Here is a 3,482-nt window from a genome sequence, read left to right as displayed (position 1 = left end):
CGCTGGAGGTGAAGGCCGGGGCGGGGAGGCCGGAGAGCGGGCTCCCGCTCCCGTCCACCGGCACCCCGGAGAGCTGCACCGTCCCGCCCACCGGGAGCGAGGCGGCCGGCGGGTCGATGCGGAGCGCCGCGAAGGCGGGCGTCTCGGCCGGCGTGGTGACGGCGGCGCCCCCGCCCCCGCACCCGGCCGCCGCAAGGGCGAGGCAGGCGAGCAGGAGGGGTGCTGCGCGTCCGTCGGCGAATCGTTCACCTGGAATCATCATGTCGCTTCCGGAACGGGGGTGGCACAGGGATCGCGCGGGAGACGCGGCTCCGGGGGAGCGGCTCGCCCGCGACCCTCCGGAAAGGCAACACGAGGGCCGGGCCGGCATTTCGGTTGTTTTCGCCGTAAGGGGCTGCGAATGCGCGGTTTAGAAGCGGGCTGGATCGGGCCGCGGTCTGGCGGCGGCGGGCGGGGGTGTCTCGCAACGGGACATCCTGTCGTGCACCGGGACAGGCGGGCGGGGGAGGGGTGATGTCCGAGACACGCGTGGGGATCTCCGGGTGGACGTACCCGGGGTGGCGCGGGATCTTCTACCCGGAGGGGCTCGCCCAGCGACGGGAGCTGGAGTACGCGTCCCGGCGGATGAGCTCCGTGGAGATCAACGGCTCGTTCTACTCCCTGCAGAAGCCGTCCAGCTACCGGAAGTGGCGCGACGAGACGCCGCCGCGCTTCGTCTTCGCCGTAAAGGGCGGGCGCTTCATCACGCACATGAAGAAGCTGCGCGAGATCGAGGAGCCGCTCGCCAACTTCTTCGCCTCGGGGGTGCTGCGGCTGGGGGAGAAGCTGGGGCCCATCCTCTGGCAGTTCCCGGCACAGTTCGGGTTCTACGAGGAGCGCTTCGAGCGATTCCTGGAGCTCCTCCCCAAGACCACGGAGCAGGCCGCCGAGCTGGCGAAGCGCCACGGGCCCAAGCTGGAGGGGCGCGCCTGGACGCGGGCGGACCACCCGCAGCCGCTGCGGCATGCCTTCGAGATGCGCCACCCGGCCTTCTTCTCGCCGGAGTTCGTCGGGCTGCTGCGGCGGCACAACGCGGCGCTGGTCTTCGCGGACACCGCGCAGCGCTGGCCGTACGCGGAGGACCTGACCGCCGACTTCGTGTACGTGCGGCTGCACGGGGCCGAGCACCTGTACGCCAGCGGGTACACCGATCCGCAGCTCGACTGGTGGGCAGAGCGGATCCGCGCCTGGCGCGCGGGGGGCGAGCCGCCCGACGCCCCGCGCGCCTCCCCCGAGCCGGCGCCCGCGGCGGCGGAGCGCGACGTGTACGTGTACTTCGACAACGACGCCAAGGTGCAGGCCCCGTTCGACGCCATACGCCTGGCCGAGCGGCTGCGCGCCTGACGCCGCGCCCCTTTCCACCCTCCACCCTCCCCGCGACATGGAAGCACGCTCCGCCCTGCTCCTGGGGGCCACCGGCCTGGTCGGCGGGCACCTCCTCGACCTCCTCCTGGAGGACCCCGCGTACGGGAGCGTCACCACGCTCGGCCGCCGCCCCGTGCCGCGGGAGCACCCCAGGCTGCGGCAGGAGACGGTGGACTTCGCCCGCCTGCGCGACTTCGCGGAGCGGATCCGGGCACAGGACGTGTTCTGCTCTCTCGGGACCACGATCCGCGCCGCAGGCTCGCGCGAGGCGTTCCGCCGCGTGGACCTGGACTACCCCCGCGCGGTCGCGGAGGCCGCCGCGCGCAACGGCGCGGAGCGCTTCCTCCTGGTCTCCGCCCTGGGGGCGGACACCGGCTCCTCCCTCTTCTACAACCGGGTGAAGGGCGAGGCGGAGGAGGCGGTCCGCACCCTCCCCTTCCAGGAGGTGGTGATCCTGCGCCCCGCCCTCCTCCTGGGTGAGCGCGGCGAGCACCGGCCGGGCGAGGAGCTTGCGCAGAGGCTCATGCCGAAGCTTTCCCGCTTCCTGGTGGGACCGCTGCGGAAGTACCGGCCCGTGGAGGCTCGCGCCGTGGCGGCGGCGATGGTGCGCCTGGCGAAGGCCGGCGGACGCGGGGTGCGGGTGGTGGAGTCGGACGCGATCCAGGCGCTGGGTGGCGAGATCCTTGCGCGGGAAGAAAGATGGACGTAGAATGTTGGACGTAACCTCAGCGGAGCCTGCGAATGGACGATCCGAAGCCGAAGGGACGTACGCGGAAGGTGCGGGAAGCCCTCTCCGTCCCCGGTGAGGGTGAGGTGGTGTCGGCGGCGGACTTCAAGACGCGCTGCCTCCAGCTCATGGACCGGGTGCAGCAGGAGCGGACGGAGGTGGTGGTGACCCGCTACGGCCGCCCCGTCGCGAAGCTGGTCCCCTACGAGCCGGCGGAGTCGGTCTCCCCGTTCGGCGCGCTGCGCGGGACCGTCACCTATCACGGCGACGTCGTCGCACCCGTGGACGAGGCCTGGGAGGCGGATGCCTGACCTCCCCGGGCGCATCCTCCTGGACACGCACGTCTGGATCTGGGTGGTCACGGGGGAGACGGACCGCATGGCGCCGCCGGCCGTGGAGGAGATCCGGCGGGGCGCGCAGCGCGGCCGGCTCCTGGTGTCCGCCATCTCGGTGTGGGAGGTGGCGATGCTCCAGGCGAAGGGGCGGATCGGGCTGGCGCTGGAGCTGGAGGAGTGGGTGCGGCGGGGGCTGGCCGCGCCGGGGGTGCGGCTGGCGGAGCTGTCGCCGGAGGTGCTGGTGGAGAGCACCCGCCTCCCCGGCCCGGCGCACGGCGACCCGGCTGACCGGATGCTGATCGCCACTGCGCGCCGCGCGGGGGCCGCGCTCGCCACGCGCGACGGGACCATCCTGGAGTACGCGCGCGGGGGGCACCTGGCCGTCCTGGACGTGACGCCCTGAGCAGCCACGCCGCGCAACTCCGCCCGCACCCCGCCCGTAGTGGCGTCGTACCTCGACGCGAACCTTCTTCCGCACCGCCGATGACCTCCTCGCCCGAGCGCTCCGCCCCCGCCCCCGACGGAGGCATTGAAGCGCGCCTCTTCGCCTCGGAGCTGCGGCCCGACTCCAGCCTGCTGACCTACTACGCCCTGGGCTCGCTCCTGGCGGGCCCCTTCTTCTGGATCCCGCTGATCCCGCTCTACTTCCGCTACGACACCATGCGCTACCGCTTCGACGCCGAGGGCGTGACGATGCGGTGGGGGATCCTCTTCCGGCGGGAGATCAGCCTGACCTACGCGCGGATCCAGGACATCCACCTCTCCAGCAACGTGGTGGAGCGCTGGCTGGGGCTCGCGCGCATCCAGGTGCAGACGGCGAGCGGGAGCGCCACCGCGGAGATGACCATCGAGGGCTTCCGCGACTTCGAGGCGGTGCGCGACTTCCTCTACGCGCGCATGCGCGGAGCCCGCGAGTCCGGGTCCCGCCCCGAGGCGGTGGCCGGGCCCGCCGGGGGGCACGCGCTCCCCGCCGCCCCCGCGGCGCTGGACGAGGTGGCGATGTCGCTGCGGGAGGT

Annotated in this window: 6 protein-coding genes; 5 read left to right on the top strand and 1 reads right to left on the bottom strand. The window is 73.3% G+C overall.

The genetic code is table 11. The features are described 5' to 3' along the window. On the bottom strand, positions 1-262 hold a 262-nt coding region (locus VGR37_11350), incomplete at its 3' end, for a hypothetical protein (protein ID HEV2147988.1). A gap of 251 nt (positions 263-513) precedes the next feature. Here VGR37_11350 and VGR37_11345 point away from each other — a divergent pair. The 5 genes from VGR37_11345 to VGR37_11325 form a co-directional block, all read left to right on the top strand. After that, a complete protein-coding gene (locus VGR37_11345; protein ID HEV2147987.1) occupies positions 514-1,383 on the top strand; it encodes a DUF72 domain-containing protein in 870 nt (289 codons plus the stop codon). 37 nt (positions 1,384-1,420) lie between these two features. Further along, positions 1,421-2,113: an NAD(P)H-binding protein gene (locus tag VGR37_11340; GenBank protein ID HEV2147986.1), complete on the top strand. Its 693-nt coding sequence runs from the start codon at positions 1,421-1,423 to the stop codon at positions 2,111-2,113. Positions 2,114-2,145: 32 nt separating this feature from the next. After that, on the top strand, positions 2,146-2,442 hold the full coding sequence (locus VGR37_11335) for a type II toxin-antitoxin system Phd/YefM family antitoxin (GenBank protein HEV2147985.1): 297 nt from the start codon (positions 2,146-2,148) through the stop codon (positions 2,440-2,442). After that, positions 2,435-2,869, top strand: a complete 435-nt coding sequence (locus VGR37_11330; protein HEV2147984.1) for a type II toxin-antitoxin system VapC family toxin — start codon at positions 2,435-2,437, stop codon at positions 2,867-2,869. Before VGR37_11335 ends, VGR37_11330 begins: the two co-directional genes overlap by 8 nt. 80 nt (positions 2,870-2,949) lie before the next feature. Next, positions 2,950-3,482, top strand: a 533-nt coding sequence (locus VGR37_11325; protein ID HEV2147983.1) for a PH domain-containing protein, incomplete at its 3' end; no start/stop codon positions are given.

The organism is Longimicrobiaceae bacterium (genome assembly GCA_035936415.1).
Lineage (GTDB): Bacteria > Gemmatimonadota > Gemmatimonadetes > Longimicrobiales > Longimicrobiaceae > JAFAYN01.
This window is presented reverse-complemented; position numbering and strand designations above follow the sequence as displayed.